The sequence below is a fragment of the Nocardia sp. CA-290969 genome, from assembly GCF_050936135.1.
In the GTDB taxonomy this organism is placed as follows: domain Bacteria; phylum Actinomycetota; class Actinomycetes; order Mycobacteriales; family Mycobacteriaceae; genus Nocardia.
In genome coordinates this window covers 3959678-3985150 of sequence record NZ_JBNJNJ010000001.1, presented here as the reverse complement: position 1 = coordinate 3985150, position 25473 = coordinate 3959678, and the positions used below count along the sequence as shown (strand labels likewise).

The 25473-nt window shown below is 69.7% G+C and carries 22 protein-coding genes; 7 read left to right on the top strand and 15 right to left on the bottom strand.

Annotated elements, in window-relative coordinates:
* Positions 1–79: 79 nt before the first annotated feature.
* Positions 80–1021, top strand: a complete 942-nt coding sequence (gene bla / locus ACQEVO_RS17935) for a class A beta-lactamase (RefSeq protein ID WP_432914669.1) — start codon at positions 80–82, stop codon at positions 1019–1021.
* A gap of 204 nt (positions 1022–1225) precedes the next feature.
* On the opposite strand, the gene ACQEVO_RS17930 is transcribed toward bla, so the two are convergent.
* The 8 genes from ACQEVO_RS17930 to ACQEVO_RS17895 all read right to left on the bottom strand — a co-directional run bounded on the left by ACQEVO_RS17930 (position 1226) and on the right by ACQEVO_RS17895 (position 10861).
* Complete coding sequence (locus ACQEVO_RS17930) at positions 1226–1870, bottom strand: pentapeptide repeat-containing protein (protein WP_432914666.1); 645 nt, start codon at positions 1868–1870, stop codon at positions 1226–1228.
* Between the two features lie 158 nt (positions 1871–2028).
* Entirely contained in the window at positions 2029–3333 is a 1305-nt protein-coding gene (locus ACQEVO_RS17925; RefSeq protein WP_432914663.1) for an LLM class flavin-dependent oxidoreductase, read from the bottom strand.
* Between the two features lie 4 nt (positions 3334–3337).
* Complete coding sequence (locus ACQEVO_RS17920) at positions 3338–4591, bottom strand: acyl-CoA dehydrogenase family protein (protein WP_432914660.1); 1254 nt, start codon at positions 4589–4591, stop codon at positions 3338–3340.
* 37 nt (positions 4592–4628) lie between these two features.
* Positions 4629–5615: a hypothetical protein gene (locus ACQEVO_RS17915; protein WP_432914657.1), complete on the bottom strand. Its 987-nt coding sequence runs from the start codon at positions 5613–5615 to the stop codon at positions 4629–4631.
* Positions 5612–7456: an ATP-binding cassette domain-containing protein gene (locus ACQEVO_RS17910; RefSeq protein ID WP_432914654.1), complete on the bottom strand. Its 1845-nt coding sequence runs from the start codon at positions 7454–7456 to the stop codon at positions 5612–5614. The genes ACQEVO_RS17915 and ACQEVO_RS17910 overlap by 4 nt, the downstream gene beginning before the upstream one ends.
* Positions 7453–8337: an ABC transporter permease gene (locus ACQEVO_RS17905; protein ID WP_432922753.1), complete on the bottom strand. Its 885-nt coding sequence runs from the start codon at positions 8335–8337 to the stop codon at positions 7453–7455. The genes ACQEVO_RS17910 and ACQEVO_RS17905 overlap by 4 nt, the downstream gene beginning before the upstream one ends.
* Positions 8337–9287: an ABC transporter permease gene (locus tag ACQEVO_RS17900; protein ID WP_432914650.1), complete on the bottom strand. Its 951-nt coding sequence runs from the start codon at positions 9285–9287 to the stop codon at positions 8337–8339. The genes ACQEVO_RS17905 and ACQEVO_RS17900 overlap by 1 nt, the downstream gene beginning before the upstream one ends.
* Positions 9284–10861, bottom strand: a complete 1578-nt coding sequence (locus tag ACQEVO_RS17895; protein ID WP_432914647.1) for an ABC transporter substrate-binding protein — start codon at positions 10859–10861, stop codon at positions 9284–9286. The genes ACQEVO_RS17900 and ACQEVO_RS17895 overlap by 4 nt, the downstream gene beginning before the upstream one ends.
* A 179-nt stretch (positions 10862–11040) precedes the next feature.
* On the opposite strand from ACQEVO_RS17895, the gene ACQEVO_RS17890 reads away from it, so the two are divergent.
* The gene (locus ACQEVO_RS17890; protein WP_432914644.1) at positions 11041–11379 is read left to right on the top strand and encodes a cupin domain-containing protein; all 339 of its coding nucleotides are present in this window, start codon (positions 11041–11043) and stop codon (positions 11377–11379) included.
* 64 nt (positions 11380–11443) lie between these two features.
* On the opposite strand, the gene ACQEVO_RS17885 is transcribed toward ACQEVO_RS17890, so the two are convergent.
* From ACQEVO_RS17885 to ACQEVO_RS17855, 7 genes are read right to left on the bottom strand one after another with little or no spacing between them, the layout of a single operon-like run.
* Positions 11444–12523, bottom strand: a complete 1080-nt coding sequence (locus ACQEVO_RS17885) for an LLM class flavin-dependent oxidoreductase (protein ID WP_432914641.1) — start codon at positions 12521–12523, stop codon at positions 11444–11446.
* Between the two features lie 4 nt (positions 12524–12527).
* Complete coding sequence (locus tag ACQEVO_RS17880) at positions 12528–13340, bottom strand: DUF1684 domain-containing protein (RefSeq protein ID WP_432914638.1); 813 nt, start codon at positions 13338–13340, stop codon at positions 12528–12530.
* Positions 13341–13379: 39 nt separating this feature from the next.
* Positions 13380–14324 carry an ABC transporter permease gene (locus ACQEVO_RS17875; RefSeq protein WP_432914635.1) on the bottom strand — a complete coding sequence of 315 codons (945 nt, stop codon included), beginning with the start codon at positions 14322–14324 and terminating at the stop codon, positions 13380–13382.
* On the bottom strand, positions 14321–15490 hold the full coding sequence (locus ACQEVO_RS17870) for an ABC transporter permease (RefSeq protein ID WP_432914632.1): 1170 nt from the start codon (positions 15488–15490) through the stop codon (positions 14321–14323). The genes ACQEVO_RS17875 and ACQEVO_RS17870 overlap by 4 nt, the downstream gene beginning before the upstream one ends.
* Positions 15487–17037 (bottom strand): ABC transporter ATP-binding protein, encoded by a 1551-nt coding sequence (locus tag ACQEVO_RS17865; RefSeq protein WP_432914629.1) that lies wholly within the window; start codon positions 17035–17037, stop codon positions 15487–15489. The genes ACQEVO_RS17870 and ACQEVO_RS17865 overlap by 4 nt, the downstream gene beginning before the upstream one ends.
* An 8-nt stretch (positions 17038–17045) precedes the next feature.
* The gene (locus ACQEVO_RS17860; RefSeq protein ID WP_432914626.1) at positions 17046–18071 is read right to left on the bottom strand and encodes a BMP family ABC transporter substrate-binding protein; all 1026 of its coding nucleotides are present in this window, start codon (positions 18069–18071) and stop codon (positions 17046–17048) included.
* 2 nt (positions 18072–18073) lie between these two features.
* Positions 18074–18364, bottom strand: coding sequence for a hypothetical protein (locus ACQEVO_RS17855; RefSeq protein WP_432914623.1), 291 nt, complete (start codon positions 18362–18364; stop codon positions 18074–18076).
* On the opposite strand from ACQEVO_RS17855, the gene ACQEVO_RS17850 reads away from it, so the two are divergent.
* The 5 genes from ACQEVO_RS17850 to ACQEVO_RS17830 are packed head-to-tail and all read left to right on the top strand — an operon-like array spanning position 18332 to position 25427.
* Positions 18332–21820 carry an alpha/beta fold hydrolase gene (locus ACQEVO_RS17850; RefSeq protein WP_432914620.1) on the top strand — a complete coding sequence of 1163 codons (3489 nt, stop codon included), beginning with the start codon at positions 18332–18334 and terminating at the stop codon, positions 21818–21820. The genes ACQEVO_RS17855 and ACQEVO_RS17850 overlap by 33 nt on opposite strands.
* A gap of 1 nt (position 21821) precedes the next feature.
* Positions 21822–22058, top strand: coding sequence for a hypothetical protein (locus ACQEVO_RS17845; RefSeq protein ID WP_432914617.1), 237 nt, complete (start codon positions 21822–21824; stop codon positions 22056–22058).
* Positions 22058–23401 (top strand): MFS transporter, encoded by a 1344-nt coding sequence (locus ACQEVO_RS17840; RefSeq protein ID WP_432914614.1) that lies wholly within the window; start codon positions 22058–22060, stop codon positions 23399–23401. The genes ACQEVO_RS17845 and ACQEVO_RS17840 overlap by 1 nt, the downstream gene beginning before the upstream one ends.
* Entirely contained in the window at positions 23398–24600 is a 1203-nt protein-coding gene (locus ACQEVO_RS17835) for a questin oxidase family protein (RefSeq protein WP_432914611.1), read from the top strand. Before ACQEVO_RS17840 ends, ACQEVO_RS17835 begins: the two co-directional genes overlap by 4 nt.
* Positions 24597–25427 carry a nitroreductase family protein gene (locus tag ACQEVO_RS17830; protein WP_432914608.1) on the top strand — a complete coding sequence of 277 codons (831 nt, stop codon included), beginning with the start codon at positions 24597–24599 and terminating at the stop codon, positions 25425–25427. Before ACQEVO_RS17835 ends, ACQEVO_RS17830 begins: the two co-directional genes overlap by 4 nt.
* The last annotated feature ends 46 nt before the right edge of the window (positions 25428–25473 follow it).

Below are 25473 nucleotides of genomic sequence, written 5' to 3'. Positions count from 1 at the left end.
TGCTTATATATCGAATATGAATCGTGCGCGGGAGTGTCGGATATTGGCGGGCATCGGCGCGCCCGTGTGTGCTGCCGATGTGAAGCCGAACCGATCCGTATTCCGTATCCCGGCCGGTCGCCGGTCGCTGGCGGCCGTTGTAGCGGTTACCGCGTTCGCCGCCGCCGCATGCGGTGCCGATCCGGACACCACGCCGGCGACGCCGATGAGCCCACCGCCCCTCGTCGAGCTCAGCGACACCTTGATGGTCCTCGAAGCCCGGCACAACGTGATGTTCGGTATCGCCGCCTACAGCCCGACGGGGGCCCGGACGTTCGAATGGCACGCCGGGGACCGGTTCGCGCTGGCCGCGACCTTCAAGGTGTACGCGGTCGCCGCGCTGCTGCGGATGGCCGAACGCGGAGAAGTGGATCTCGCCGAGCGGGTACCGATCCGCCCCGAGGAGCTCGTGCTCGGGTCACCGGTCACCCACTACCACCGGGGCGAAACCCTCAGCTGGTACGACCTCGCCCAGGCCGCACTCGTCCGCAGCGACAACACGGCCGCCAACCTGATCCTGCGCCGTATCGGCGGTCCCCCCGCCGTCACCGCATTGGCCCGGATGATCGGCGATTCCGAAACCCGGCTGGACCGCTGGGAACCCGCGCTCAACGAGGCACTGCCCGGCGACACCCGCGACACCACCACTCCCGCCGCCTTCGCCGGCGGATTGAACCGGCTGATCCTCGGTAACGCGCTGATCCCCGAACACCGGCGGCTGCTCACCGGCTGGATGCGCGCGAGCGTCACCTCCGGCGAACGGATGCGGCAGGGCCTGCCCATCGGCTGGGCCGCCGCCGACAAATCCGGCGCCGGCGCCTACGGCACCGTGAACGACGCCGGGGTGGTGTGGAGCCCCACCGGTACCTCGGTCGTGCTGTCGATATTCAGCCGCTCCACCACCGGCTATCCCATGGCAGCCCCCAGCAACCAGGCGATCGCCGACGCGACAACAGCCGTGCTGAAAGCTGTGACGAGCTGACGCCGGCCAGGGCGCCCCGCGCGAAGCTCGTGTAGAGCAGGAAGTACCCGAGCGATTCAGTTGCGACGTGCGGTGATCGGACTGTTGCTGGGGTCACCGCCTCAGCGTAGGAGTCGGCCGCGTGGGAGGCAGGACGCCCGCCGCGGATCCGGCGGGAGCGCCTCGGCACGGCGGTGGCCGTTGCCTGCCGCGCCCGGTTCGAACTCAGGCCTGCACGACGAGCCCGACCGCGGCGGCGAGGGTGGGCGCGAGGTCCAGCACTTGGGCAGGGGTCACGAGTGCGCCGCGTAAGGACTCCACGCCTTCGGCGATACCGATGCTCTGCGCACGCCGGAAGTCGACCTTCTTCAGTTGCGCGTTCCGCACCATCAGCGCCGAGATCTCGGAACCGGGAAAGCTTACCTCCGACAGTTTCGCGTTCCCGAAATCCACATGGCGCAGTACGCAATCCACGAATTCGACCTTGGTCAACCGCGCGTTGCGGAAATTCACCGAATCCAGTTTGCAGCCGTGGAACACCACCCGCCGCAGTTCGGCGCCGCTGGCTTCCACCCCCGACCACGCACCCTCGATGAGTTCCGCGTCCATCCACGCGGAATCCGGCATCTCCGTCCCGGTGAACCGGACCCCGTGCAGCCAGCAATCGGTGAAGCGGGCACCGCCGCCCACCCCGCCCGCGACGGTCACCGACCGGAAGGCGCACTGACCGAACAGGGTGTTGCGGAGATCGGCGTCGGTGAAGACCACGTCGTCGAACCGGGCACAGTCGTACTCCCGGTCCACCTCGAGGCCGGCGGCGGCCGGCTCCAGCCATTTCGCGAACGACAGGTCGGTCAGTTCCCGGGGCATCGCACTCCTCACCAGGTCGGCGTCAACGGGTCCCAGTGTGGACCATCGTCCTCGACGCCGCGCCGGCCGGCGCCCGTGACCCGTCCGGTGACCGGCCGCGCGCTGTCGGCCGCTGACCGCACCCCTGACGACGACGCCGGCTTCCGTGGCGGGGAGGATCAGTGCACCGGCAGCCGGACCGCGGTCGAGCCGGCAGCCGCGGTGAGATGCCCGCGCAGCGTGGTGGTTTCGTAGTCGGCGCGGAACAGGCCGCGCGAAACCAGCAGCGGAATCAGCTCGTCGGCGATCACCTCGAGGCTGTCGACGAGGATATCGGGCTGCAGGTTGAAACCGTCGCACGCGTAGCCGCGGTACCACTGCTCGATGCGGTCGGCCAGTTGTTCCGGGGTGCCCACGAAACCGCCGTGCCCGGACCCGGAGTACCGGGTCTGGCGCAGGTACTCGCGGACGGTGGGCCGGGTCTGCCGGATCTGTTCCAGAATGGATTCGCGGAAACCGATACTGCCGGTGAAGATTTCCGGGTCGGCGGGGCCGCGCAGAACCTCGTCCGGGAACTGCTCGTCCGGATCCAGGGTGCCGACGTCGACGCCGATGGCGTGGGACAGCCACGCCGCCGAATACGCGCTGGGGCTCGACTCGTACAGCTCGTCGACGCGGCGGCGGGCCTCTTCCTCGGTGGAGCCGAGGGTCAGCAGCAGGCCGGGCATGATCGCGACGTCGCGGGGGTCGCGTCCGGCGCGCGCCGCACCGTCCTTCACGGTTCGGTAGTGCTCGCGCGCGGTCTCGAGGGTGATCTCGGCGGTGAAAACGCCGTCGGCGTAGCGGGAGGCGATATCGCGGCCACCGGGGGAGCCGCCGGCCTGGAACAGCACCGGCATACCCTGCGGTGACGCGGGGGCGCGGAATTCGTCGTCGTAGTCGAAATGGGTGCCGTGATGGCGGACCCGGGCACCGGTTCCGGCTGCCGACCACAGGGCGCGGGAGAGTTCGGCGAATTCGGCGCCGCGTTCGTAGCGCCGGCTGCGGGGAATCACCTGCTCGAGGCCGAAATTGGCTGCGGAACGGTCGTCCCGGGTGGTCACCAGGTTCCAGCCGGCGCGGCCGTGGGAGACGTGGTCGAGGGTGAGGATCCGGGCGGCCAGGTCCACCGGGTCGTTGAAGGTGGTGGACGCCGTGGCGATGAGGCCGACGTGTTCGGTGCTCCGGGCGATATGGGCCCAGGTGACTGCCGGGTCGAGCCGGATGGGGTTGGCGTCGTAGGCGGGATCGCCGAGACCCAGCGCGTCGGCGAGGAAGACCGCGTCGAGCCGGGCGCGTTCGGCGAGCCGGCCGATCCGCTCCCAGTACGCGGGTTCGACGAAATCCTGGGTTCCGAGCAGCGGTGAGCGCCAGGCGGCGGGGATATAGCCGTAGACGAGCACATTGACACCGAGCAGGACGTGGCCGGTGCGGGGTTCGGTCATGCGGTCACGCTCCCTGGCCCTGCGGGCGCAGGAAGGAGTTCGATCCGCCCGCCGGTGGTGTGCCGTTGACGTAGTAGTCGCCGAGTACGCGTTCCTTGAACACGCGAGGGTTGTGCGAGGCGAGGGTGCGGGCATTGCGCCAGTGCCGGTCCAGGCCCGCGCCGACCGCGGTCGCGGAGGCGCCGAGGGCATCGAACACCGTCCCGGTGACCTCGAGCGCGGCTTCGATGACGACCGTTTGCGCCTCGTGGGTGCGCACGGTCGCCTGGACGAGCGCCTGCTGTTCGGCCTCCGCGTCCTGCAGGAAATGGGCTTCGGCGACGGCGTCGAGGGTGGCCGCCTGTTTTTCCAGCGCCGCCTCCGCCGCGAACACCCGGGTGGCCAGCACACCGATACGCTGCTGGAGTAGGGGGTCGCGGGCGGGTACCTCGTCGATGCCCAGCGGATAGTTGCGGGGCCGGCGGCGCAGCGCGGCGGCGCCGTCGCGGAACGCGGCCCGGGCGATACCGGTGAGTACCGCCAGCAGCGCTGTCTGATAGAAGAGCCCCTGATAGGCGAAGCGTTCCTCGGCGGGGAACAGGCCGTGTTCGTCGACCACCGCGTCGCGGTAGCGGGCCGATCCGCTGGCGGTGGTCTGCTGGCCGAAGCCGGCCCAGTCGTCGACGAGCGTGACGCCGGGCTGATGCCGGGCGACGAGCACGGTGATCAGGCGGTCGTCGGCGTCCTTGCCGATCACGTCGAGCCAGTCCGCGTAGAGGCTGCCCGTCGCATAGAACTTCTCGCCGGTGACCCGGGTGACTCCATCGACGGTGCTGATCCGGGTGCCGATATCACCGAACTTCGCGTTGCTGGCCTCGGTCCAGCCGCCGCCGACGAACTCGCCGCGGCGGAACCGGTCGAGCCAGATCTCGGTGGCCGGATGCTCCGGTGCGTTCAGCCGGTCCTCCACGAAGGCGAGATGGTTGCGGAAGATATGCGCCACATTGGGGTCGGCGGCGCCGAGATCGGCGAGCAGGCGGAACAACTGCTGCAGGGTCGCGCCGTCGCCACCCAGTTCGCGGGGGATCCGCAGCCGGGAGAATCCGGCGTCCACCAGCTGCCGGACCTGTTCGTAGGGGAATTCGCGGGCGCGTTCCCGGGCGAGGTTGCCTTCGCCGATACGGTCGAAGACGGGTTGATAGGTCGCGCTGAGGGATTCGTATCCGGCGTCGGGGGCCGCCAGCAGCGATCGGAGGCCGGTCGAGGTGGAGGCTGTCATCGGGTTCCTTCGGTAAGTCGGTGCACTGCGCGCGGTTTCAGCGGTAGACGGCGGGTGACGGTTCGGCGAACGCCGGTGGGGCGCCGGTCAGCAGATCGGCGGGCGGCGCCAGGCCCAGCACGGTCCGCAGGGTCGCGTGGGTGTCGAGAGCGCCGGGTCCACCTCGGTCCGCTACGAATGCGGCCGCGGTGCGTAGCAGGTCGGTGGCGGTTTCGGCGGGGGAGCCGCCGGTACCGGTGCGGAACAGGATTCCGTGGGCGCCGGCGGTCAGGAGGCCGGTGGCGGTATCGATATCGGCGGCCTCGCCGACGAGGACCGTGGTGCCGGCTTCCAGGGCGGCGGTGACGGAATCACGATCGGGCCGCCCGCCGAGAACGGTGAGATCACCGGGGCCGGAAGCCTCCGATTCCGGACCGGTGATGTACCGGGCGAGAACCGGTGTGCCCTGGGCGGAGGCCGGAATGCTGAGCGGTCCGGCCGTGCGGGTGACGCCCCGGTGGTCCACCCGGCGGATCAGGTTCGACCGCACCAGGATTCCACTGTCCTTGTCGCCGATGATGCTTCTGCGGGGCCAGCTCTGCCACAAGCCGATCAGTGCGCTGGCGGTATCCGCGGTGGTCTGCGGCCCGAGTTCGGCGCTGCTGCCCAGACCCGCTCCGCTCCAGGCATCGCCGGTACGGCCGCGGGTATCGCGGCTGCCGAGCAGGATTCCGGACCGGCCCCGGGTGAGGTGATCAAGCGAGAGCGCCCGCCGGGCGAGGTTGTAGGGCAGGTCGATATGGGCGGCCGCGGCGAAGAGTACGGGCGGCCCGCCGTAGGTGGCGAGTGCTGTGGCCAGGATGCTGGGGTCGAGATCGGTGGCGGCGGGTACGGGGCCGGTGAGCCGGTCGATTCCGATCACCGCGAAGGCGGCTCGCTGCCGTTCCCACGCGGTGCGCAGGGTGCTGTCGGCGAGGATCGCCGCGGCTTCGGCGGTGGTCACCGCCAGGGCGAGGATCGGGGTGCCGGAGCGTGCAGAGGTCATGCCGCCTGTTCTTTCCGTCGGCCGAGATCGGCGTCGAGCAGTGCGCGGGTCTCGGCGGAGCGCGCGCCGTCGTAGAGGAGTGCGGTGGGGAATTCGTCGACCAGCCGGCCGCCGGTGAGTACGCCGATCCGGTCGCTGACCCATTCCACGAGGCCCAGATCGTGACCGATGAACACACAGGTCAGGTTCAGGCGTTCGCGCAGTTCGAGCAGCAGGTCGATGATCTCGGCCTGGGTGGAGACATCCAGCGAGGAGGTGGGCTCGTCGAGGACCAGCAGACCGGGTTCCAGCGCCAGCGCCCGCGCCAGGCAGACCCGCTGCGCCTGGCCACCGGACAGCGCATGCGGATACCGGTCGGCGAAACCCGCGGGCAGGCCGACGAGCGTGAACGCCCGGGCCACCGCCTCCGCGGCCTGTTTCCGGTTGTGCACCCGGCCGAAGCGGTACAGCGGCCGGGCGATCTGCTCGCCGACCCGCAGCGCGGGGTTGAGCGCGCCGACCGGATCCTGGAAGACATACTGCAGCCGCGATCGCAGCGCACGCAGCTCGTCCGGTGCCGCACCCGTGAGCCGATTCCCGGCGAAGCTCACCGAGCCCGCGGTGGCGGGCAGCAGTCCGCCCAGCACCCGGCCGAGAGTCGACTTCCCGGAGCCGGACGGCCCGATCAACCCGTAGATTTCGCCGGGCCGCACGGTGAGGGATACGTTGTCCACGGCCATGAATTCGCGTCCGGTGAGCCCCGTTCCGAAACCACCCACCCGGAATCGTTTGGAGACCGAATCGAGCCGCACGACCGGTTCGGTGTTCCCTGCACTGGTCGGCCGCGCGGGCGCGGGCAGTGTGGGCGCCGACGGTGCGGGCGCGGGCAGTGCGGGCGCGGACAGTGTGGGCGCCGACGGTGCGGGCGCGGACAGTGTGGGCGCCGACGGCGCGGGTGGCGACGCCAAGCGCCGCGGCCCGTCCCAGTGCGGGAGCGTGGCGCGTTTGCCCAGGCGGGGCACTGCGTCGAGCAGGCGACGGGTGTACGGGTGATCGGGTGCGGTGAGCACCTTCTCCCGGGCCCCGGTTTCGACGATCCGGCCCTGGGCGAGCACGGCCACCCGGTCGGCCAGATGGGCGACCACATCGAAATCGTGGGTGATCAACAGCAGCGCCGAGCCCGTGGCGCGGGTGATATCGCGGAGCAGATCGAGGATCTGGCGCTGGACGACGGTATCGAGCGCGGTGGTCGGTTCGTCGGCGATCAGCACCAGCGGTTCGGCCAGGGCGGCCAGCGCCAGCGCGACCCGCTGGCGCATTCCGCCGCTGAGTTCGTGCGGGTAGCAGGCCAGGACGCGGTCCGGACTGTCGAACCCGACCTGTGCGAGCCAGCCGGCCGCCAGTTCGCGCCGCGCGGAACGCCGCAGCTGCGGGCGATGGTGGACGATGATCTCGTCGAACTGGGCGGCGATCCGGTGCGCCGGATCCAAGGCGCCGAGCGGGTTCTGGAACACCATGCCGATCCCGGACCCGCGGTAGCTGCGGAGCCGGCGGTCGGGCAGCGCGGTGAGCTCGACGGCCTCGCCCGTCCCGGAATGGAAGCGGACGGCGCCGCCGGTGATCCGTGCCTCGCGCGGCAGCAGGCCGATGATCGCGGCCGCCGTGAGGCTTTTCCCGGAACCGGATTCCCCGACGAGGGCCAGTACTTCCCCGGCGGTGAGGGTGAACCGGATATCCGCGACGGTCGGGTCGCCGGGCCGATCGCCGGGGAAGGCGATGCCCAGGTTGTCGACTTCGAGGACGGTGCGGGTTGCGGCACCGGCGTCGCCGGGGCGGAGGTGCGGTGTGGACAGCGCGGTCATCGGCGGCTTTCTCGGGTGCGGGGATTCGACAGATCGTGCAGGGCATCGCCGAGCCAGTTGAAGGCCAGGGCGACGACCACGACCGCGAGACCCGGGGTCACCGCCACGTGCATATGCCCGGACAGCACGACCTTCGCGCCGGACGCGATCATCTGGCCCCAGTCCGGGGTCGGGGGCTGCACGCCGATCCCCACCGCGCTCAGGCTCGCCGAGAACACCACCATGGTGGCGACCATGCCGGTGCCGTACACGACGATCGCGCCGCGCGCATTCGGCAGCACCTCGCGCACCATCAGCTCCCACCGGGTGGCACCGAGTGCGGTGGCGGCCTCGACGTACTCCCGCCGTACCTGCTGTTTGACCTCGGTGAACACCACGCGGGTCACATAGGGGACCACGGTGAACACGATCGCCGCCACCACGACCACCGGCCCCGGGCTCAGGACGGCGGCCAGCGCGACCGCGACCAGAATCACCGGAAAGGCGAACAACATGTCCACGACCCGCATGACGGCACCGCTCACCTTCGGGCCGGCGAAACCGGCGAGCAGCCCGGCCCCGGACCCGGCCACCGTGGCCGCGGCCACCGCGAGAACCGCCAGCAGCAGCGAGGTCCGGCCACCCCAGAGCAGCCGGCTCAGCAGATCCCGGCCGAGATCGTCGGTGCCCAGCAGATGCCCGGCGCTGCCGGGCGGCAGGAATTTCGCGGCGGGGTCGGTCGCCAGCGGGTCGTACGGCGCGAGTACCGGTGCTAACAGAGAGACGACCACCACGGCCCCGATGAGTACGGCGGCGGCGACGAATTGCGCACTGTAGCGCCGCCCGCGGTCGCGTTGCCGGTCGGCGGTCAGGGGCGCGCGGGATACCCGGACGGAGACCATCACACGCCTCGCAATCGTGGATCGAGTGCATCGACGATCACATCGGTGACGAGGTTGACCAGCAGATAGCACAGCGCCACCAGCACGATCCCGCCCTGGATCACCGGATAGTCCTTACCGTTCACGGCATTGACCAATTGGGTGCCGATACCGGGCCAGTTGAACACGATTTCGACGAAGAACACTCCGGTGATCAAGGTGCCGATTTCGAGGCCGGTGATATTGACCAGACTCGGCAGGATATTACGGAAGACATTCTTGCCATATATCTTTCGCTGCGGTAACCCTTGCGACCGAAAGGTGCGTACATAGTCACTGCCGGTTTCGCGCACGATGCCGATGCGGACGAACCGGGCCAGTACCAGCATCGAGATCAGTGCGGCGGATATCGCGGGCAGCACCAGATGCTGCAGGAGATCGCCGAATCCACCGCCGCCGCGGGACTGCATACCGCCCACCGGCAGCCAGCCCAGTTGCAGGGCGAACACGCTGATCAGCACCAGCCCGAACCAGTACACCGACAGATTGCTGCCGATCTGGGCCACCAGCATCACCGCGCGGTCGGCCCAGGTGCCGTGCCAGATCCCGGCCACCGCGCCGATCAGCGTGCCGAACACCAGGCACACCACGGTCCCGGCTGCGGTGAGTATCAGTGTGTTGAGGAAAGGCGGGACGAGGATATCGAAAACCGGCGTGCCCAGGGTCAGGGACAATCCGCCGCCGTCGGCGGCCAGATTCTTCAGCCAGACGAAGTACTGCTCCCACAGCGGGCGGTCCAGCCCGTAGGTGGCGCGTAGTTCGTCGAGCTGTTGGGGGGTGAACCGCAGGGCGAACTGATCCACCGGGTCTCCCGGGGTGAGCGCGCCGAGCAGGAATGCCAGCACCGAAACGAGGAAAAGGATGGGCAGCACATTGAGGACGCGTAACCCGATATGACGCAACCGGTTCATCGGGTGCCCGATAACCAGACCGGGGACAGGTCGTACCAGTTCGTAGCCGGGAATACGAAACCTTCCACGTTCGGACCGGTCGCGTAGTAGCGGTTCAGGTTCACCGCCGGAATCACCAGCGCCTCGTTCCGCAGTTTCTCCTCGGCCTGCTTCCACAACCCGATCCGCGCCTTCGCGTCAGGAGTGTGCAGGGCAGTGTCGATCGCCGCGGTCACCTCCGGGTGCTCGGACGGGTCCAGGCCGCGGTTCTGTAAACCGGTGTACCCGTTGTGCAGCCATTCGGCGTTCGTCTCACCGAACTCGTCGATACTCAGGCCGTCGCCCGGTTGCGGATTGCGGATGCGCGACGAGTAGTTGACGCGGTCGAGGCTGACGATATCGACCTCGACGCCGATCTCCTTCAGATGAGCCTGCAACCATTGGCCCACATTCTCGTTCGCCACATCGATGACGAGGCCGAACCGGAGTTCGCCCGGGCCGAAACCTGCCTCGGCGAGCAGCCGCCGGGCCCGGTCCGGGTCGTACGGGAAATCCCGCACCGCCGGGTCGAAGGCTTCGTTGCCCGGCGGCAGGAACGAGTACTGGGGTGTGGCGTACCCGTTGTAGACCTCGTCGGCCAGGGCCTCCCGGTTCAAACCGTGGATGAGCGCCTTGCGCACCCGGTCGTCGTCGAACACGGGATTACGCCGGTTGAAGGAGAAGTACACGAGTTCGGCGCCCGTGCCCTCGGGGACCTCGAAGCCCGCGTTCTCCAGGGATTCGACATCGTCGGGCGGGACATAGCTGATGAGGTCCACTTCGCCGTTCAGCAGGGAGGCGACCCGGGTCTGGTTGTTGGGAATCACCCGGAAGGTCAGCGTATCCAGGCGTGGTCGCGTACCCCAGTACCCGGGATTGCGTTGCAGCACGAGGCGATCGCCGATCGCGCGCGAATCGAACCGGTACGGCCCGGTGCCTTCGGGATGTTCGGCGAAACCGTTGTTCCCGTACTTCTCCCACACCGCGGGGTTTCCGATGGGGAGTGTGTACATGGATTGCGCCAGGATGCGCGGGAAGCCGAGGAAGGGTTTGTCGAATTCGAAGGTGTAGCTGTGTGTTCCCGTGGGGCGGGCAGCGCGCAGATTGTCGAACCACACCCGCACCCGGCCCGCGCTCTCCTCGTCGAAGAACTCGTAGGAGCGATCCCAGACCCGCCGGACGTTCTTGTCCAGCGCGGCCGCGTCGAACGGCGAGCCGTCGTGGAAGGTGGCGCCTTCGCGGAGCCGGAAATTCCAGACCCGGCCGTCGGCACTGTGCTCCCATTTCGTGGCCAGCACCGGAACCAGGCCGGGTACGCCCGTCGTGGTGGTCAGGTCCTCCCCGACGAGCGGTTCGAAGATATGGCGGGATACCCGGTAGGTCTCCCAGAAGACCTGCCGGTGCGGATCCAGCCCGCGCGGTTCCAGATACAGGCCGGTGATGAACTCACCGCCGTCCACCGGGGTACCGCCGTTCCCGCCGGCCGAGCAACCGGTGAGCAGGACCACGGCTGCCAAACCTGCCGCGATGAGGGTGTAGCGCTTGTTCCTACGCACTGGGCCGCATACTTTCCGTCGGTAACGAAGACTTCCGACGCAGAAACATAGGACGATCTATCCGGGCGCTCACGGCATTGGCTCAGCGTGATTCGTTTCCGGCCGGTTTCCGCCGGTACCTGTGCATCTCGCGACCGAACTCGATGCTCGGCCGGCACCCGGCGAGAAAGGGATTCATCATGACCGGCACCCCCGCGCGGGCCCGCAAGTACAGCTCGGTGGCCGGCGCCGCCGTCCCGTTCGGCGAGGGGATCCGCATAGCTCCCGGTCTCGACAAAGAGGCCGGTGCGGCGATGAGTGCCTACACGGCGTTCTTCGCCGCGGGGGCGTGTGCCGACCTGCCTGCTCCCTACGCGGAGGTCTGGGTGGTGCTCAGCGGAGCACTCCGGGTGGGCGAGGGCAGCGATGCCGTAACCCTTCGCGCGGGCGACTACGTACACGTACCGGAGCAGGCGCCGGGGGTCGTCGAGGCGTTCGAGGACACCACGATGGTCTGCGTTTCGGTACCCGCACACTGAAGTGGACACTGCCGACCTCGAAAGCCGCCGGGGTGCGGGGTCTGGACGCCGACCTGGCATCGGCTCAGGGAGAGCCGGCTGCTTCGGGTTCCGGTGCCGTGAAGTCCGGTCGCGGGGTCGCCGCTGCGGGTTTCCAGCCGAGCGCCGGGGCGATGAGTTCGACGGTGTCGTGCAGGATCTGCTCGTAGTCCTCGCGGTGGAATTCGTAGGGCAGTTCGAGGCGCAGTTCGGTGGTGTGGGCGAGCACCGGGTCGGCGCTTAGGCGTTCGACTATCTGCTCGGCGGGGCCGGCCAGATCCGGGGCGAACAGGATTCGCCGTTCGCCTTGCGGAGCGAGGGTCCGGTCGTGCCGGGCGGCCGCATACTGCCGGTAGCGTTCCCGGGTCGCGCGGCCGGCGCTGTCGAAGGGGACGAGCACCCTGCCCACCGCCACCCTGGCCGGCCGGGACGGATCGATGCGGCGGCGGTAGTCGTCGATCAGACTCAGCTGGGTGGTGGCAAAATCGTCGCTGTGCTCGCCGAAGACGATGTTCCCGGTGAGCAGATTGAGGCCGGCCTCCCCGGCCCAGCGCACCGAGCGGGTACTGCCGCCGCCGTACCAGAGCCGGTCGATCAATCCGGGGCTGTGCGGTTGCAGGCGGGGGCGCTGGGTGTTGCCGGGGGAGTGGATCACCGTATCCGGGCCGCCCAGGTAGTTGCCGCGCAGATTGTCCATCAGCCGGGCGATCCGGCCGTAGGACAGGTCGTAGCTGCGCCAGTCGCCGTCGAAGACGAGATCGCCGATCAGGTCCGCGTGCGGCGGGGTGCCCGCGCTGAAACCGGGTTGCAGCCGCCCACCGGAGAGCACATCGGCCATCGACAGATCCTCGGCCAGCCGGAACGGGCTCTCGTAGCCGATGGGGATCACCGCGGTTCCCAGCTCGACCCGGCTGGTGCGCTGGGCGGCGGCGGCCAGGAACACCGCCGCCGACCCCACGCCGTGCTCGAGATGCCGCTGCCGGATCCAGGCACCGTCGACACCGAGGCGTTCGCCGTATTCGAACAGCCTCAGGGTGTCCTCGAGCCCGGCGGCGGGATCACCGTCGGGATAGTTGCCGGGAGTGAGCAGCGCGAGTTTCGTGATCGACGGTTCGCCGGCGGCCATCGGCTCAGCCGCGCTCGTAGGGGATCTTCTCGCCCGCCTCGATCGCGACCGGCAGCCGGTTCTCGGCCGGGGGTAGCGGGCAGGTCGCGAGATCGGTGTACGCGCAGGGGAGGTTGACCGCGCGGTTGAAGTCCAGGGTCACCGAACCGTCGGATTCGGGTGGCGGTAGCTGGAGTACGCGGTTGGCGGCGTAGGTGGTGACACCGGAGGTCGCGTCGGTGAACAACACCGTCAGGTGCCCCGGTGCCTTCCCGGGAAACGCGGTGAGGCGCATTTCGTGCCCGTCCAGTTCGAACTCGATCTGCCCGGGTGCGTCGTAGACGTGCTCGAGTCCTTCCACCGCGGCGCCCACCGTGGTCGGCCGCGGCTCCGCGAAAGCCGTGTACCGCCCGCCGACCACCCATTTCGGATCCGGAGCGTAGGCGGGGGTGCCGCGGAAACCGGTGCGCAACGGATTGTCCGGGTGCCGCGGGCGGACGATATCGTGTCCACCGCGTTTGGCGACCTCGATCACCGCGTCACCCCAGACCGCGTTGATCCCGCTTCGTTCCGGGATGACGCCGAAGCGATGGGTGCCGCGGACCGCGTTCCCGTCGATCAGCAGCTCCTCGTCGTCGTCGAGCACCACCGTGACCCCGTCGGGTCCGGTGGACCAGGCACCCGGCGCGCCGGGGAACCGCTGTGGTGCCGCGGTGAGCCAGTGCAGGCCGGTGACGGCCAGGAAGCCGTGTGGATCGGCCAGGTTCGTTTCCTGCTGCCGATGCCAGTCCTGCCATTCGGCGGTGAAGGTATCGGCCGAGGTCGCGGCTGTCGTCATGGATATTCCCTCCGAATCGGGGGCGAGACCGTGCTGCGATCATCCGCCGCGGTGGCCGAAGGAGAAACGTTTCCGCTCGGCCTGATTCTGTGCCCGCGGGCGCCGGGCACCGAACCACACCATCAGCACCAGCGTCGCCAGATACGGTGCCGCGTCCGAGACCTGCATCGGCAGGCCCACGGTTTGCAGGCGGAAACCGAGGGCCTGGGTGTAGGCGTAGCAGGCCAGCGCGAGCAGCAGCGGCCCGGCGCGGCCGGCGGTGAGCAGCAGGGCCAGCACGATGATCCAGCCGCGCCCGGCGGACATGTTCTCCGTGAACAGGGCGACCGCGCCCAGTGACAATTCGGCGCCGGCCAGACCGCCCAGGATCCCGGAGAGCACGAGGGCGGCGAAACGGTAGCGGTCGGGCCGGACACCCAGTGAGCGAGCGGCCTCGGCATGGTCGCCGACGCCGCGCAGCCGGGTGCCGGCGATGGTGCGGTGCAGCACCAGGTGGGTGACGGGGACCGCGGCGAGGGCGAGCAGTCCCAGCGGGGTCAGCGCGGCGAGCGCCGGCCCGATCCCGGGAATCCCGGCGGCGCCGGAAAACCAGTGCGGCAGACGCGCCAGATCGGGGCTCTGATAGGTGCCGCGAACCCCGAACAAGGCCTCCAGCGCGAACGTCGTCAACCCGGCGATGAGCAGGTTGACCGCGGACCCGAGGATCAGCGGATGCCCGTAGCGGGTGACGGTGCCGAAGGCGAACCCGGCCGCGGCGGCCGCACCCGCGACGGCCGCGGTGACGGCGCCGAGGAAGGCGCTGCCCGTGTAGGCGCTCGCGGCGACGGCGGTGAAGCAGCCGAGCAGTAGCAGGCCCTCGAGGGCCACGTTGAACACGCCCGCCCGGTGACAGATCAGGCCACCGGCACCGAGCAGCAACAGCGGCGCCAGCGAGCGGACGACGGCGGCGAGCACCTCGGGAGAGATCAGCAGCGCGAGGTTCACCGGCGCACTCCCCAGCGGCGGGTGAGCACAGCGGGGGTCAGCTGCAGCGATACCAGGAAAACCACCAGCGCCTGCACCACCGTGGACACATACGACGACAACCCGTAATCCCGTTCGAGCTGTGCGGCGCCCACCCCCAGCGCGGTGAACAGGAATCCCGCGACCACCACCGCGACCGGGCTGGTGCGCGCCAGCAGCACCACCAGCAGGGCGGTGATCGCGAACCCGGTGCCGTCGAGTCCGCCGTCGATGAGCCGGTAGTGCGAGCCGAGGACGACCAGCACCCCGACCAGCCCGGCGACGGCGCCGCCGGTGGCCATATTCACCACGACCGCCCGGCCGGTGCGCACCCCGACGCCGGCGGCCAGCCGCGGGTTGAGGCCGATGAGCGCCGTCTCGTAGCCGATCGGCAGCCGGTTGTTCACGAATACGCAGACCGCGAAGACGGCGGCGACCACGAGCACCGACCAGTTCACCCCGGCGCCGAGCAGCGTGATGACACTGTCGGAGCCGAACAGTGATTCGAGAAGATCGTGCCGCCCCGAATCCCGGGGCGCGAGCGCCGGCAACCGGCGGTCCGCCGGGATCGGCGCGGTGGCGTCGCGTTTCGATCCCGGATCGGCCAGCACGGTGTTGATCAGGTAGGAGGTGAGCGCGATGATCGGGAAGTTGAGCAGCAGCGAGGTCGCGAAGACCGGTGCCTCGAACCGGGTGAACGCGAGCGCCGACGCGCCGGCCGCGAGCGCCCCGGCGGCCGCGGCCGCCACCAGGGCAACCACGATCGCGAGCCGGCCGGGGCCGGGCAGCGATAACGCCACCACCGTTCCGGCCAGCCCGCCGGCGACGAATTGCCCGTCGCCACCCAGATTGAACTGCCCGGCCCGGAAGCAGAACGATAACGCCAGCCCCAGCCCGATCACCGGGATCGCCTGCTGCACGGTGGTCACCAATCCGGGACCGGTCAGTGCTGCCTGCAACATCGTCCGGTACACGGTTCCCGGGTGATACCCCAGCGCGGCGAACAGGCCGGTCATGATGACCGCGGTGGCGGCCACCGCCAGCCCGGTATCGCACGCGCGGACCCGGAGGTCCGGGTCGGCGAAGACGCGGCGCAGACCCGTCCGGCGCGGAGCCGGTGGCCGGGCGGTTTCGGTGGTGACACTCATCCGGCCACCTCGGCGACAACCGAATCACTGTCCGGCACAGGAACTCCGGGAGACCGTCCACCGGACATCAGGATCCCGATCGTTTCCGGGTCGGCGTCGGCCGCATCGAGTTCGCCGGTGATCACCCCGGCGGAGAGCACCAGGATCCGGTCGCTGAGCGTGCGCAGTTCACCCAGATCGCTGGAGATCAGCAGGACGGCACCGCCACCGGCCCGGTATTCGTCGAGCCGTTCGTAGATGAATTCGACCGCGCCGAGATCCACACCCCGGGTGGGTTGTTCGGCCAGCAGCAGCCGTGCCGAATGGGCGAGTTCCCGGGCGACGACCAGCTTTTGGGTGTTACCGCCGGACAGCGAACGGACCGGGTCGGCCGGATCGGCGACCTTGATCCCGAACCGGCCGATCAGCTCACGTGCGTGTGCCCGGAGCGCGCGTGGTCGCAGAATGCCCCGCACCGCCAGCGGCGGACGGCGGTGAAATCCGGCCGCCAGGTTGACGGCGACGGAACCGTCCGGGGCCACCCCGTCGCGGTTGCGGTCCTCGGGGATATGCGCGAGCCCGCGCCGCCGGCGGCCGCCGTTGTCCAGACCGGTCACCTCGGCGCCGTCCAGTTCGACCGATCCGGCGGCGGGCGCGTGATGTCCGGCCACGACGGCGGCCAGGGTCTCCTGGCCGTTGCCCGCGACCCCGGCCACGCCGACGATCTCACCGGCGCGCACCGTGAGCGAAACACCGTGCAGAGCACCGGGACCGGAGGAGGTCCGCACCTCGGTTACCCGGAGCACGGGCTCCCCGGGCGGGCCGGGCGCGCGCCGGGGTCGCAGGTCGACCCGGCGGCCGGTCATATGCCGGGCCAGTTCGGCGGTACCGGTGCCGGCGACCGCGGATTCGAAGACCTTCCGGCCGTCGCGGAGCACGACCACCCGGTCGGCGACGGCCATGACCTCGTCGAGTTTATGGGTGATCAGCACCACCGAGCGGCCCTGCGCGGTGAAGGTGCGCAGCACCCGGAACAGCGCACGGGTCTCCTGCGGGGTCAGGACACCGGTCGGTTCGTCCAGGATCAACAGCTCCGCCCCGCGGTAGAGCGCCTTGAGGATCTCGATCCGCTGCAGCACCCCCACGGGCAGATCCGCGACCGGTTCGTGCACCGGCACCTCGAGCCCGTGGGCGGCCGCCAGCGCGGTCACCTGCCGGACGGCTTCGGCGCGGCGCAGGACACCCCAGCGGCCCGGTTCGGCGCCGTAGCAGATGTTCTCGACCACCGACAGTTCGCCGAAGAGCTGGAAATGCTGGAACACCATACCCAGTCCGTGCGCGATGGCCGCGGCCGCCGAGGTGAACTCCACCGGCCGCCCGTCCAGCACGATCCGTCCGGAATCGGGATTCACCAGGCCGTACAGGATGGACATGAGGGTGGTTTTCCCGGCACCGTTCTCCCCGACGACGGCGAGCACCTCACCGGGGCCGAGGGTGAACGAGATACCGTCGTTGGCGAGCACCGGGCCGAAACGTTTGGTGATGCCGTCGAGTTCGAGCGTGGGCACGCCGGTGCCTATTCGCCGGGTGCGCGGACGGTGACCCGGCCGGCGACGATATCGTCGCGGGCCTGCCGCACCCGCGCCACGATCTCGGGATGGCCGAGGACCGCGCATCCGCTCGCGGCGGCGTCGTCGGTGAGCGAGGTGACCGTCGATCCGCCCTCGGCCAGGCCGTACGCCTTGGCGGTGCCGCCCGGGACACCGTCACGGATGGCGGTGAGCAGGTCCAGCACCACCGTGTCGATACGTTTGATGGCATTGTCGACGATCCGGCCCGGCGCCAGCGGGCACTGGTTCACATCCACGCCGTAGGCGGACACCCCGGGCCGAACGCCGGCGGCCTCGAAGATCCCGCCGTTCCCGCCACCGGTCACCGCGTACACCTGATCGGCGCCGGCGTGGATCGCGGTGAGCGCGAGTTCCTTGGAGCGGGCCGGGTCGCCCACCGCATTGTCGCCGCCGACGAACAGCTGGGTGTCGCGGATGGCGGGGTTCACGCTGCGGGCGCCCTGCGCGAACGCATCCGACCAGCGGTGGAAGAACGGGGAATCCCGGGCCGCGACCGTGGCGATATGGCCGCTGCGGCTGAGCAGGGCGGCCTCGACGCCGAGCAGATACGACGCCTCGTGCTCCTGGAATGTTCCGCAGCGCAGATTCTCCGGAATCGGATCGGGGCAGGAATCGATGAGCACGAACTGCTGGTCCGGGTACTGTTCGGCGTATTCGACCACGAGATCGTCGAATTCGTAGGTGATCAGGACGATCGCTTCCGGCCCGGCGGCGATCGCGGCCTCGATATTGGCGCGCCGGGACTGTTCGTCCTTGCTCTCGTAGGTGCGCGCGCCACCGCCCAGGGCGGCCGCGGCCGCCTCGGTGCCGGTGCGGCCGAGCTGCAGGAACTCGTTCTGGCCGATCGGCGCGTTGGTGATGTAGACGAACGCCGGGGAATCGGTGTCCGCGGTGCTGCCACCGCAGGCCGTGGCGGCGGTCACCACCGCCGCCACGGCGCAGAATCCGGCGAACCATCGGGTGGTGCGCATGGTTATGTCCTTTCGGCCCGGGCCCGCTCGGCGGCGAGGCTGTTGAGGAAACTGCGGGGTGCGGCGCCGTTCACCGTGTAGTCACCGAGCAGTGATGCCTTGTAGGCGGCCGGATTGTGCGAGGAGACGGTGCGGGCATTGCGCCAGTGCCGGTCGAGCCCGGCGGCGGCACGTACCGCGGTGGCGCTGCCGGCGTCGAACAACCGCCAGGTCACGGCACCGGCTATTTCGGTGTTGACGACCTGGGCGCCGCCCGCACCGTGCCGATCGACCGGCGGCCGGACGGCGACCACCGGGGGTCCCCGGTCATATCTGCCGCCGCCGATTCCCCGGCGTACACCATCTACACCTCGGGCACCACCGGATCACATAAAGGCGTGGTGATCGGACAGCGCGCCATCACGAACCAGATGACCTGGCTGGCCGCAGAATTGGGTTTGGCGCCGGGCGCCCGGATTCTGCTCAAGACCCCGGCCGGGTTCGACGCGGCCCAGTGGGAGCTGCTCGCGAACGCGGTCGGAGCCACCGTGGTGGTGGCCCCGGCCGGGACCCACACCAGCCCGGAGGGCATTCTCGACTACGTCCACCGGTACCGGGTCACCGTGTTGCAGTGCGTGCCGACCGTGTGGTCGGAGCTGGTCACCCTGCCCGGCCTCGCCACCGCGACGAGCCTGACCACCGTGGCCAGCGGCGGGGAACCGCTACCGGTACCGCTCGCCCTGCGGCTGCGGGAGACGTTGCCCGGCGCCCGACTGATCAATCTCTACGGGCCCACCGAAACCACCATCAACGCCACCTGGTTCGACTTCACCACCGCCGACCTCACCGGCTCGCGGGTGGTCCCGATCGGGCGGCCGGTACCCGGCTGCCACACCGTGGTGGTCGATCCGGCCGGTGCGCTCGTGCGCGACGGCGAGATCGGTGAGCTGCTCATCGGCGGCGTACAGCTGGCAGCCGGTTACCGCGGCCGGCCGGAGACCACCGCGGAGAAGTTCCGCACCGCGGCCCTCGACGCTGGTGCGCCCGAACGCCGTTATCGCACAGGTGATCTTGTGCGTCGTCGTGCGGACGGGGTCCTGGAGTTCGTCGGCCGCGACGACGAACAGGTGAAGATCAACGGCCACCGGGTGGAGACCGGGGAGGTCCGGGCCCGTATCGAACAGCATCACTGGGTGCGCTCGGCCGCGGTGGTGCCGTGGCTGCCCGAACGCGGCGGGACCCGGCTGGCGGGCTTCGTCGAGCTCGACCCCGAGGAGGCGCCGCTGATGGATCAAGAGCTGGCGGGGCGTCACCATCGGTCCAAATCGACGCGCACCCAGGTGACGGCGCAACTCTCCGCTCTCGGGGTCCGGGAGTTCGGGCACGACGCGGGTATCGCACTACCGGGTGCCGAGCCGCGCCCCGAGGTGCGCCGCCGGGTCTTCGCCCGCAAGACCTATCGGACCTTCGACGACACCGCACCCACCCTGGCCGAGGTGACCGCTCTGGTACAGGGCGCAGCGAACGACGTGACCCGTGCCCGCCGCCCGCTCACCCTCGCCACCCTGGGCGCGCTGCTGCGCTGGCTGGGACCGTTCCACAGTCCCGACCGGCTGCTGCCCAAATACGCCTACGCGTCGCCGGGCGCGCTCAACGCCACCCAGGTGTACGTGGAGGCGCGGGGCCTGCGAGGGTTGGCCGACGGTGTGTACTACTTCCATCCCTTGCGGCACAGCCTTTTCCGGGTGGCCCCGGCCACCCGTAGCGGCGTGCACCTGCACCTGGTGGGGCTGGCCCGGGTGATCGAATCGGTGTATTCCACCAATGTCCGGGAAGTACTGCATTTCGAAGCCGGCCATATTCTCGGCGTCCTCGACGAGGCCGGCGCCGAATACGGCTGGCAGCTGCGAACGGTGGTGGCGGAACTGCCCGGCGGGGTGCCCGAGGGCGAACTCACTGCCACCGTCGCTGTCGATCCGCAACCGAGTACCCCGCGGCCGCGCTCGGAAGTGCAGGCATTGATCCAGGTCCACGGCGATATCGGTAGTACGCCGCAGGGGATCTACCGGCTCACCGAATTCGGTTCGCGGCGGCTCACCGAGCACAAGATCGAACGGCGCCATGTGATCGCCATCAACCAGCGCTCCTACGATCGGTCGGCCTTCGGCCTCATCCTCACCATCCCCAGGGACCGGGGGTGGACGGGGTTCACCGAACTCGGCCGGGCCCTCGCGCATCTCCAGCAGCGCGGTACGCGGGCGAATCTGGGTCTCATGTCGGCGGGGTACGCGTCACTGACCGGGCGCCCGCTGCCTTCGGCCCGGCGATTCGACGAACTGTTCGCCGAGACGCCGCTTGCCGATTCACTCACCTACTTCGTGGTTGGCGGCCGGGTATCGGACGCCCAACTGGCCGGTACCGGCATGGCCGAGGACGCCGTGCACATGGCGGGCCCGGAAGAACTGCTGATCGCCGATCTACACACCGTGCTGCCCCGGGCCATGGTGCCCGCGAAGATCCATGTGGTCGACCGGATACCGGTGTCGCAGAACGGAAAACAAGACCGTGCGGCGCTGACCGAACTGGCGGCCCGGCTGGACCGGGCGCGGCAACGCAACACCGAACCACCACGTACCGAACGGGAACGCGAGGTCGCGCGGATCTGGTCGGAGATCCTCGGCTACCGGCCCGTGTACCGCGACGACGACTTCTTCGACCAGGGCGGTAATTCGATCTCGGCGCTGCGGCTGCTCCGCGCCCTCGAACAGCGACTGGGCGGCACCCTCCCGGTGCAGACCGTGTTCCGCACACCGACGCTCGCCGGTCTGGCCGCGGCGACGGCCGAACACACCGGTGGCGCCGGGCAGCTCGCGGCCACCGGCCCCGGCCGGGCGGTTCCGCGGCCGCCGGAGTCGCCCGGAGTTCGCGGGTCCGGCGACGAGCCCGCGGTCCCCTCGCGAATTCTGCGGCTGGCCGGGACCCCGGGCACCGGCACCGCCACCACGGTGATCTGGCCGGGACTCGGCGGATACCCGATGAGCCTGCGCCCGCTCGCGCGGGAACTCGCCCAGCCCGGGCAGGTGGTGTACGGGGTCCAGGCCCGCGGTCTGAACACCGGTGAGCGGCCGCATACGGAGATCGCGGCGCTGGTCGCCGACGATGTCGCGGAACTGCTCGCGCTCGGATTGCCGGAACCGTACCGGATCGTCGGATACTCGTTCGGCGCGCGGATCGCCGCCGAGGTGGCACAACAGCTCACCGGCGCCGGCCGTCGCGTCGACCACCTGGTCCTGATCGCACCCGGTTCCCCGGTGATCGCCGGCCTGCCCGAGGACACCGGTGACGCCGACTACCGCAACACCTATTTCAAACGGATCCTCGCCTCGGTGTTCTGCGGTAGTACCGCACCGCCCTACGCCGCCGACCTGGACACCCGCGTGACGAACCGGCCGGAATTCCTCGACCTGATCGCGGCCCGCGAACCCGCCTTCGGCCGCGACCTGGCCGAACGGATCGTCACCGTGGTCGAACACACCTACCGGCTCCGGGACCAGCCCACCGGCGTGGAACCCGACCTGCTGGATCGCAGCATCTTCCTGCGCGCCCGCGGCGACGGCCCCTCCTTCGCCGATGTGCCGGTCCCGCCGCTGCGCTGCCGCACCCGCCCGGTCGGCAATCTGCCCTACCACCACTACGACATCCTCACCGCCGGAGCACTCGATATCGCGGCGGCGGTGCTGGAGCACGACCTGGAACAGGAGTTGATCTGAGATGCCGCATGTAGAGATCTGGCATCAGCCCGCCGAGCTGTCCGAGCAGGCCCGCCGCCGGCTGGAAACCGAGATCGTCACCGCGGTCGCCCGAGCCTACGGCGTAGCCGAGGGCGTCGTGTCGATCGGCACGGAAAGTGTTCCCGCACAGCAGTGGGACGAGCAGGTGTACCGGCCCCGGATCAGCGAACGCGGTAACACCGCAGGCAACCGGCTCCTGCGGTCACCGGACTACTGATGGCGGCGGAAACCGGAACCTCCACGGGCATCGCCGCACCGGCCGCGCTCGGCGCCTCGGTCGCGGCCGTCACGGCGGTGGCGTTGAACCTGCGGCCCGGTGTGACGACCGTGGGCCCCGAACTCGACACCATCACTACGCATTTCGCGGCCGGTGCCCGCACCGCCGGGGTTGTCGCCGCACTGCCGGTTTTCGCGTTCGCGCTGGTGAGCCTGGCGACCCCGGTCGTTCTCGCCCGGATATCGGTCCGGACGGGATTGTTCTGGGCACTCGCATCGACCGGCGTGGGCTTGGCGGTACGGCCCTGGGCCGGGCCGGCCGGCTTCGTCATCGCGACCTTCTTCGCCGCTGTCGGCGCCGGTCTGGCGACGGTACTGCTCCCGGCCCTGATCCGGAGCGCGGGCAACACCCGAATCCTGGTGACCGCCTTCACGACCGCGCTCCAAGGGGGCGCGGTACTGGGGTTCGCGACGGTGGTCCCGCTGTCCCAGTGGCTCGGCTGGCAGTGGGGTCTGGCCCTGTGGGCGGTCCTGGCGCCGGTCGCCGCGGCGACGTTGTGGCGGGGGCAGCGCGGCCCGTCACCGGTTGCTCTGCCCGGCCCCGTCACGGCCACCGATCCCGTGCGCTACCTACGCCGCACCGAATCCATCCGGCTGGCGATCTTTTTCGGGCTGCAGGCATTGGTCGCGTTCGTGGTGATCGGCTGGCTGCCGTCGGTGCTGCGCGACGCCGGGCAGACCGCGGCCGCCGCCGGTGGCTATCTGGCGTTGCTGACCTGCGTCGGGTTGCCGGTCAGCCTGCTCGTCACACCGCTGGTGGCCGGCTCGGCCCACCCGTCGCGGTGGCTGGCCGGTTTCAGCGCGTGCAGCGTCGCCGGGATCGCCGGTTTCCTCGTCGCCCCCGGGGCGGCACCGTTGCTGTGGTCACTGATTCTCGGGGCCGGTCTGTCGGTGTTCTCGCTGGCACTGACCGTGATCACGCTGCGCGCCGGATCCACCGGCCAGGCCGTGCTGCTGTCCAGTGCGGTGCAGGGCACCGGTTACCTCGTCGCCGCTCTCGGCCCCTACGCGTTCGGGCTGCTCCGGCATACCGGCGACGGCTGGACGGTACCGCTGACCGCCCTCCTGCTCACCGCACTTGCCCAAACCGTATTCGCCGCGACCGTCGGCGACACCACCGAGGCCCATTCGGATAACGGTGCCCAGTCGGACCGCAGTGCGCCCTCGGACCACAGTGCCCGCTCGGACCGCACTGCCCACTTGGACGACAGTGCTCATTCGGACGACAGCGCCCACTCGGACCACAGCGCCCATTCGGACGACAGACAGGAGTTCCGTTCATGACGAACCCGACACTCAGCGCGGTCGCCGATCTGCTCGACGACCGCAGTTATCACATCGAATTCAACGGTCACCTCACCAATCACGTCAAACACGCGGTGATCGCGCTCGCCGAGATCGGCGCACCGGAAGGCCTCATCCGTGCCTACTACACCGAATACGCCCGGCTCACCGCCTACGGCTTCCCACTGGAGCCGAAGCGCACCTCGAGCCAGGTGATAGATGCGGACAACTGGCGCGAATACGTCGGTCAGCGAGTGCATTTCACCGCCTACCACGAATTCTTCGATACCGAAGTACGGCGCCTCGGTATCGACGGCGCACTCGCCACCTACGCCCCCGAACTGCTGTCCGGCTGGATCGGTGCCTTCACCCACGCCACGATCCATCTCGGCTGGGCGGTCTGGGCCGGCCACCCCGGCATGACCGCGGAGGCGCTCGCCTACCTCACGTTCTCCGCCGTGCCGGTAACCCCCGGCGACCGCACCCCGAGCCCGTACACCGCCGCCGCCGACCCCTGGGAATCGCTGGTCCGGCTGAGTGCGGGCTGGGCGGACGATCCGGATTTCCGGTCCGCCGTCGAACCGGTGATCGAGCACACCGACACGGTCACCGAATTACACCCGGAGCTGCGCCGATCGGGCCTGCAGGCCAGGGTGGCCGCGATCGCCGCCGCCGATATCCCCGCCCTCTCCGACACCCCCGCCTGGGTTCGCGACGGAACCGATCGGCGCGAAGAACTCCGCCGGGCGGTGACCCTGCTGTACCTGGCCGTCCCCGGTGATTTCGTGGTCCTGCACCTGATCACCTCGCTGTTCGCCCTGGAGGTGATCACCGACCGGCTGGGCTCGCCCGCCGAGCGGGACCGCATCCACGACCTGTTCTGGGCGGGGCTGCGGATCATCCTCGCCGCCGAAACCAAGATCCCCGACCCACGCAAACTGCGCGCCCTCGCCGATATCTACCGGGACGAGAGTCCAGACTCCGGCGAACTCCCCGCGGCCGAATTCGAGGTGACCGCCCGCCGGGCCTGGCTCGAGGACGAAGAACACAACCCCAAACTCGTCTTCGTCCTCCGCCAGTGGTGGGGCGAGGACCGCTGGCCCGCCTACCGGCACGCCGCCGCCCAGTTCACTCGGACACCCCTGCTCCCACCCAGCTTCGACGAACCCCCGACCGACCAGACAGGAACTCCGTCGTGACCCATGTGCTCCCGAATTCCCTGCGACACCATCTGGAGGCGCGCTACGGTGCCACCGCACCCGACGCCGACGGCACCGGTAACGCCACCCTCGAGGTGCTGCTCCGTCACCGCACCGTGCGGCAGTACCTACCGGGTGAGATCAGCGAGAACGAACTCCGGCTGATCCTCGCGGCCGCCCAATCGGCGTCGACCTCGGCGAACTTCCAGTTCACCAGCGTGGTCGTGATCGACGACCCGGCCGTTCGCGCCCGGCTCGCGGAACTGGCCGGCGGCCAGCAGCTGATCCTCGACGCCGCGGTCTTCCTGGTATGGGTCGCGGACTGGTCCCGCAATATCGCCATCGCCCGGGAACACGGCCACACCATCGAAGCCGCGCACTACCTCGACAGCGCGATCTCCGGCATCGTCGACGTCACCCTCTCGGCACAGAACGCCGCCGTCGCCGCCGAATCCCTCGGCTACGGCATCACTTTCGTCGGCGCCCTGCGCAACCGCATCGACGAGGTGATCACCCTGCTCGAACTCCCCGAATGGACCTTCCCGGTCTACGGCCTGGCCGTCGGCATCCCCGACCCCGACGAACCCGCCGGTATCAAACCCCGCTACAACCAGAACGTCGTCGTCCACCGCAACACCTACACGCCCCCCGCGGACGCCGATATCGCCGAGTACCTCGACCGCATCAACACCTACTACCGGGAACAAGAGCTACCCGCCGACTGGGTGAAGAACCGGCTGGCCGGTCGCATCTCGACCAAGGAGAGCCTGCACGGCCGCCAGGGCATCCGCACCAGCTTCGGCAACCAGGGCTTCGAACTCCGCTGACCCGCGCCCGCCACCGGCGCGCCGACTCGACAGCTGCACCGGCGCG